At 33.0% G+C, this 7155-nt stretch carries 6 protein-coding genes; all 6 read left to right on the top strand.

Annotation, left to right across the window (positions count from 1 at the left end):
* Window positions 1-98: 98 nt before the first annotated feature.
* Window positions 99-341, top strand: coding sequence for an SET domain-containing protein-lysine N-methyltransferase (locus GW534_RS15195; protein WP_202630967.1), 243 nt, complete (start codon window positions 99-101; stop codon window positions 339-341).
* A gap of 216 nt (window positions 342-557) precedes the next feature.
* Window positions 558-3005, top strand: coding sequence for a CRISPR-associated helicase Cas3' (gene cas3, locus GW534_RS15190; RefSeq protein ID WP_312854687.1), 2448 nt, complete (start codon window positions 558-560; stop codon window positions 3003-3005).
* Between the two features lie 223 nt (window positions 3006-3228).
* Entirely contained in the window at window positions 3229-3942 is a 714-nt protein-coding gene (cas5c, locus tag GW534_RS15185) for a type I-C CRISPR-associated protein Cas5c (RefSeq protein ID WP_161921830.1), read from the top strand.
* A gap of 6 nt (window positions 3943-3948) precedes the next feature.
* Window positions 3949-5820, top strand: a complete 1872-nt coding sequence (gene cas8c, locus GW534_RS15180; protein ID WP_161921829.1) for a type I-C CRISPR-associated protein Cas8c/Csd1 — start codon at window positions 3949-3951, stop codon at window positions 5818-5820.
* Window positions 5821-5835: 15 nt separating this feature from the next.
* Window positions 5836-6696 (top strand): type I-C CRISPR-associated protein Cas7/Csd2, encoded by an 861-nt coding sequence (gene cas7c, locus GW534_RS15175; protein ID WP_161921828.1) that lies wholly within the window; start codon window positions 5836-5838, stop codon window positions 6694-6696.
* Window positions 6686-7155: CRISPR-associated protein Cas4 (gene cas4, locus GW534_RS15170; RefSeq protein ID WP_161921827.1), on the top strand; the 470-nt coding region annotated here is incomplete at its 3' end. The genes cas7c and cas4, both read left to right, overlap by 11 nt.

The raw sequence follows: 7155 nt of genomic DNA, 5'->3' as shown, positions 1-7155 counted from the left end.
AACAAGTCTTTTTTCTTTTATCCCTTAAAAATCAATGATTGTTAACCTATTTAATATAAAAAGTTTTTACAATACGTCCCCGAGAGAGAATGGGAAAAATGAAAAATAGTATTTTAGCAAACTATGTTTTTCGATGGAAACGAGATAAAGCCATTGTATTAGGTTTTGGACTCTTTTATAACTATTCTTATTCCCAAAACGCCTATTACATTACAAATTTTGATAATATTTCCATAGATTCTTATGCAAGAAGAGATATTAATAAAGGGGAAGAAATAAGAGTGAACTATAATGGAAACCCACGGGACACGTCATCGTTATGGTTTGATGTGATCAATTAGTGAAAATATTTAAAGTGTTAATGTATTAGAGTATAATATAAGTTTATATTACCTGATATATTTTTAAAATTTATATATTGTATATATTTTTGTTAAAATAGAATTATTGGATAATATGGATAATTTTATTTTTGGAATTTTGGTGCGAATGTGAAGTGCACAGAATTTTCCTAGGGGTCGCATTCTATATGGAAAGAAAAATTAAACTTTCTGGAGGTGTTCAAAATCTATATAGCTCATATTCGTGAAAAGGATAAAGAGATTCAATCCGTTGAAAAACATTTGTTAGATGTAAAAACTCTTGCTGAGAATTTTGGTGAAAAAATTGGTGTCAAACATATTGCAGGTTTGGCAGGAATGTTGCATGATATGGGAAAATTCACTAAAGGATTTAAAGAATATATAAAAAAAGCTGTATTTACACCAGAATTAGCACCAGCACGGGGTACCGTTGATCATTCGACGGCAGGAGGTAAATTACTTTTTGATTTATATCATACTAAAATTAAAAGTGTTGAAGATATACCTGCCGCGCGACTTGCGGAGATTGTTGGAAATGCGATTATATCTCACCACTCCTACTTAAACGACTTTTTAAATGGGAATCTAGAATCACCTTTTTTAAATCGTGTACAGAAAAAGGTTATAAATGAGTATCAACTTTCTAAAGAGATGTTTTTTCAAAAAGTAATGAGTGAACATAACTTTTCAAAATATGTTGAAAAAGCAATTGAAGAACTAACAACCTTTCTTGAAAAAGATAAAACAAAATCAACCGAACAAAAATGTATGTTTTTAACAAAGTATATATTTAGTGCATTGATTGATGCTGATCGTACAAATACAAGATTATTTGAAGAAGGCAATAACCCTTCTCCTAAAAATAATCATAAACAATTATTCGAAAGTTATTATCAAAGATTAATGGAGAAAATCGAATCTTTTCAGAAAAATGAGGATGCAAAATCAAAAATAAATATTTTACGAAATGAAATGTCTGAACAATGTGATAAATTTGCGGAAAGCCCTTCTGGTACATACACATTATCGATTCCGACTGGCGGTGGGAAAACACTTGCAAGTCTTAGATATGCATTAAAACACGCACAATTATTTGATAAGAAACGAATTATTTATGTTGTCCCTTTTACAACTATCATTGAACAAAATGCAGAAGAAGTCAGAAAGATTTTAGATGATGAAGTAAATATACTCGAACATCATTCAAATATAATTATAGATGATAATGAAAATGAAGAAGATGAAAATCACGATGGAATAATGAGTATTAAAGAAAAGCTGAAGCTTGCTAAGGATAACTGGGACTCACCAATTATTTTTACGACCATGGTTCAGTTTTTAGACACTTTTTATGCAAAAGGTACCCGAAATATTCGCCGCTTACATAATTTATCTGAGGCTGTAATCATATTTGACGAAGTACAGAAAGTACCGATTTCTTGTATTTCTTTATTTAATAGTGCGTTGAATTTTTTGAAAACATATGGAAAATGCAGCATAATCCTTTGTACGGCAACTCAACCTGCACTTGATTTTGTTGAACATAAATTAGATATTTCTCCAGATGCGGAAATTATTGGCAATTTAGATGAAGTAATCGATGCATTCAAACGAGTGGAACTTGTAGATATTGCTACGAGACAATCATTTAATAATGATATTTTAGTCGGATTTGTGGAAGAACAGCTTGAAAAAAATGAAAGTATTTTAATTATCTTAAATACAAAACAAGTAGTAAAAGATTTATACGAAAAACTAATAAAGCAATTTTCTGAGATACCAACTTATCATCTTAGTACATCCATGTGTGCGGCACATAGAAATCTAATTTTAAGAAAAGTAAGAGACCATTTAAAAAATCAAGAACGGGTAATATGTGTGAGTACACAATTAATTGAGGCAGGCGTGGATGTAAGTTTTTCTTGTGTCATTCGCTCGCTCGCGGGTTTAGATTCAATTGCTCAAGCGGCAGGCCGTTGCAACCGTCATGGAGAAATGGGAATAAGAAAAGTATATATTATTGACCACGAAGAAGAAAATTTAAGTAAATTAAAAGAAATAAAAAAAGGAAAAGAAATTACTAAAATGATATTAAAAGATTTGCAATTGTTCCCAAAAAGTTATGGCGGTGATTTACTTTCTAATGAAGCAATGACAAAGTACTTTCGTGAGTTCTATAGTGATTTATCAAATGATCTCAATTATTTTGTGAAAGAAATTAATAGGAACCTGATTGATTTATTAATGCAAAAACGTTCTGAAAATATTTATTGTCAAGCGTACAAGGAAAGGAATAAAAAAGAAATAGAATTATTTCTCGTCAATAGTTATGGAACTGCAGCCCAATTTTTTCAGGTAATTGACCAGCATACTACTTCTGTCATCGTTCCTTATGAAGAAGGAAAAGATATAATAGCCAGTTTGAATAGTAATCATTCGATTGAAGAACTGAGCAAATTACTTAGAAAAGCACAACAATATACTGTGAATTTATATAAACATGAATTGGATAAATTAGCCCATAATGGAGGACTTGAAACGGTATATAATGGAGAAATATATGTTTTAAATGATGGGGCATATAATGAAGAGTACGGAGTAGATTTAGAAAATGAAAGTGTGACAGGAGGATTTATTTTTTAAAATATTCATGCCATTCAGGTGATATATATGAAAATAAAAAAATTTATAGTAGGTCAAAGGAATTACTAAATAATAACGGTATCCTTTGACTTTTTTTTCTGTAATTACTATGTTATCACCTTGTGTAATTGTTTATAAAATTTTAATATTTGGTTTGTTGAAAAAATAATAGTTAAAAGGTACGATATTATTAATGGCCATGTAAAAAATAGGAGGTGAATCCATGCGGAATTCAATAGAATTTGAAGTTTATGGGCCGTATGCCCTATTTACAGATCCGCTTACAAAATTAGGCGGGGAAAAAATGACATACAATGTTCCTACTTATCAAGCCCTAAAAGGAATTGTCGAGAGTATTTATTGGAAACCAACAATTATGTATATAATTGATGAAGTTCGAATCATGAATCAAATTAAAATGGAATCGAAAGGAATTCGCCCAATTGAATATGGAGGTGGAAATACCTTAGCAAACTATACATATTTAAAGGATGTTCGTTATCAAGTAAGAGCACATTTTATTTTTAATCCGTATCGTCCGGATTTAGCATATGATCGTAATGAACATAAGCATCATAATATTTTAAAACGCGCACTAAAAGCAGGTGGTAGAAGAGATATTTATTTAGGTACCAGAGAATGCCAGGGCTATGTTGAACCATGTGAGTTTGGAACAGGTAAGGGATATTATGATCAAATTGAAGAAATACCTTTAGGGACAATGGTTCATGGATTTAATTATCCAGATGAAACCGGACGTAACCAACTGGAGGTTCGCCTCTGGAATCCTGTAATGAAAAACGGGATTATTCGGTTTATTCGCCCTGATGAATGTAGAAATGTAAGAGTTTTGCAAAAAATAGGAACAAAAACATTTGATAGCTCTAATATGGAATCTGCCGATTTGTTATGGGAACAGTTAAATGAGGGGAGGTGAGCCTTAATGGGTTGGTTATTAGATTTATATGAAACATATGAAGCAAATCTTAATCAAGTAGGTAATACAACGGGACAAGAAATGACTTTGTTACCGATATCTCATACTACACAAACGGCACATATTGAAGTTAGAGTAACACCAAATGGTGAGTTTCATTCTGCAAATGTGATTACTGATAAAAATGATGCTATTACAGTTATTCCAGCAACTGAAAAGTCCTCTAGCCGATCTGGTAAAGTAGTTGCTCCATATCCTTTACATGACAAGCTTATGTATGTTGCTGGTGATTTTACTGAATTTGGCGGTGAAATAAAAACAAGTGAAAATCCTTTTTCTGTATATATAAATCAACTTAAAGATTGGGTAGAATCACCATATGCAACAGATCAAGTAAAGAGTATTTATAAATATTTACAAAAAGGACAGCTTTTAAAGGATTTAATAAACGAAAAAATTATTTGGCTAGATGAAAATGGTAAGTTGTTATCAAAGTGGGGGAAAAAAGAGGGAAAACCGCCTATATTTTCAGTAGTGGCAGGTGGACAAGAAAGTGCATTTGTTCGTTTTACTGTAAGAGATTCTAGTAAAACTGTTGATAAAAAGGTATGGGAAGATTCTGGAATGTACCAATCTTTTATTCAATATTACAATGAAAAGCTAGAAGAAAAGGAACTCTGTTATGTAACTGGTAAACATCTACCGTATACAGAACGACATGCAAATAAAATTAGAAATTCTGCTGATAAAGCAAAATTGATTTCAGCAAATGATAAAAATGGATTTACATATCGGGGACGTTTCAGTGATTCGAAGCAAGTAGCTACCATTAGCTATGATGTATCACAGAAAGCACACAATGCATTGAAATGGCTGATAAATAAGCAGGGAAAAATTATTGACGGCAGAGTATTCCTGGTGTGGGGGAATGATTTAAAGGAAGTACCTGATATCACAGATGACGGATCTATCTTTGCTTATGATGAGATTGTGAATGAACAGAAAGCAATAGTATCAACTTCTCAATATGATGCGGAACAAATTTCACGAGCCATTGATGGATATAAGGCAAAATTAGCAGTAGGAGATAAAGTTCATATATTAGTCCTTGATTCAGCAACAACCGGGCGAATGGCAGTATTATATTACCGCAGTTTAGACAAATCATACTATTTGGATAAAATAAAGGAATGGCATACAAGTTGTATATGGTTACATAAATATCGTAAAGATACAAATGAAAAAATCAAACCTTTTATCGGTGCACCTGCTCCACGTGATATTGCATTTGCTGCATACGGGCCAAAAGCAAGTGATAAAGTAATTAAGGAGTTAGTGGAGCGGATGATTCCTTGTATTGTTGATGGTCAAAAAATTCCGGTTGATATTTTACGAAGTTCTTTTTATCGTGCTTCAAATCCAGTTGGAATGAAAGATTGGGAATGGGAAAAAACTTTAAGTATTGCTTGTGCGCTAATTAACAAAAGTGAGGGAGGATATTCTGTGGCATTAGATAAGGAAACAAATGATCGGGATTATTTATTTGGTAGATTGCTAGCAATTGCGGATGTACTAGAAAGACATGCTTTGGGTGATGATAAACGTGCAACAAATGCCCGAAGATATATGAATTCCTTTGCCCAACATCCTGCTAGAACTTGGACAACCATTCAATCTGCACTACAACCATATCAAGCCCGATTGGGAGAGAAGGTCTGGTATTACAATAAACTTTTGGATGAAGTCGGCTCCAAAATCCGCTTAGAGGATTTTAACAATAAACCACTTTCCGGCAAATATTTGTTAGGTTTTTACAGTCAAAGACATGAGTTATATCAAAAAAAAGATAAAAAATCTATTTCTAATGATATAAATTAGAGGAGGAATAATTCAATGGCAGTTTTAAATCATAAAATTGACTTTGCGGTGGTATTTTCAGTGACAAAAGCTAATCCAAATGGCGATCCGCTAAACGGGAACCGACCGCGTCAAAATTATGACGGGTACGGAGAAGTTTCGGATGTAGCTATAAAAAGAAAAATACGTAATCGTTTATTAGATATGGGTGAACCCATTTTTGTACAATCCAATGATAAAAACGTGGATGGATTTAATAGTTTAAAAGAAAGAGCTGAAGCGAATGAAGCATTGGGTGCTGCTCAAAAGTCAAAGAAAAATGCAAAGGAACAATTTGCGGAAGTCGCTTGTAAATCATGGATGGATGTTCGCAGTTTTGGCCAAGTATTTGCTTTTAAAGGGGAAAAAAATAAAGGAGTTTCTATTGGAATTCGAGGGCCGGTTACTATTCAAACTGCAACAAGTGTTGATCCTATTGATATTACAAGTATGCAGATAACCAAAAGTGTTAATTCGGAACCGGGTGAGAGTAAAGGATCGGATACAATGGGAATGAAGCATCGTGTCGATTTTGGTCTGTATAAATTTTATGGAAGCATTAATACGCAATTAGCTGAAAAAACAGGATTCACCTATGAAGATGCTCTTAAAATTAAGCAAGCGCTCGTTACGTTATTCGAGAACGATGCTTCTTCTGCCCGGCCAGAAGGTAGTATGGAGGTAGTAAAAGTTTGTTGGTGGGAGCATAATTCTAAACTTGGACAATATTCATCTGCAAAAGTACATCGGTTGCTAGAAATTAAGAAACTTTCAGAGGAACCGAAAAAAGTAGAGGATTATGAAATTATTGTCCATGATTTAGAGGGACTAAAGGTTGAGGTTATTGATGGCTTATAATGATGAGGAACAGTTTTTAATGTTATCGGGTATTCAACATTTTTTATTTTGCAGACGGCAATGGGCACTAATTCATATCGAGCAACAATGGGCGGAAAATGTTCGTACACTGGAAGGGAAAAATCTCCATGAAAAAGCAGATAAACCATTTATACGTGAAAAGAGAGGTAATAAGCTCGTTGTTCGAGCAATGCCAGTTAAGTCTAATGAGTTAAAAATAACTGGCGTTTGTGATGTTGTAGAATTTGTGCGTAATGAAAATGGGATAGAAATATCAGGCATGGATGGAAAGTATATAGCATATCCGGTAGAGTATAAACGTGGTAAACCAAAGACCGATGAATCAGATATTATGCAATTAACAGCACAGGCCCTATGTTTAGAAGAAATGTTATTATGTGATGTAGATAAAGGGTATATTTTTTATAATGAAATAAAACATCGTGTCGAAGTTCCCAT

The sequence above is a fragment of the Pallidibacillus pasinlerensis genome (genome assembly GCF_009996845.1).
Taxonomy (GTDB): Bacteria; Bacillota; Bacilli; order Bacillales; family Caldibacillaceae; genus Pallidibacillus; species Pallidibacillus pasinlerensis.
The sequence above is the reverse complement of the archived record's forward strand: the minus strand, read 5'-3'. Positions and strand labels throughout refer to the sequence as shown.

What these genes read in the sequence shown, in the direction of transcription:
- GW534_RS15195 (WP_202630967.1), top strand. Translation starts at nt 99, where the DNA reads ATGAAAAATAGTATTTTAGCAAACTATGTTTTTCGATGGAAACGAGAT.
- cas5c (WP_161921830.1), top strand. Translation starts at nt 3,229, where the DNA reads ATGCGGAATTCAATAGAATTTGAAGTTTATGGGCCGTATGCCCTATTT.
- cas8c (WP_161921829.1), top strand. Translation starts at nt 3,949, where the DNA reads ATGGGTTGGTTATTAGATTTATATGAAACATATGAAGCAAATCTTAAT.
- cas7c (WP_161921828.1), top strand. Translation starts at nt 5,836, where the DNA reads ATGGCAGTTTTAAATCATAAAATTGACTTTGCGGTGGTATTTTCAGTG.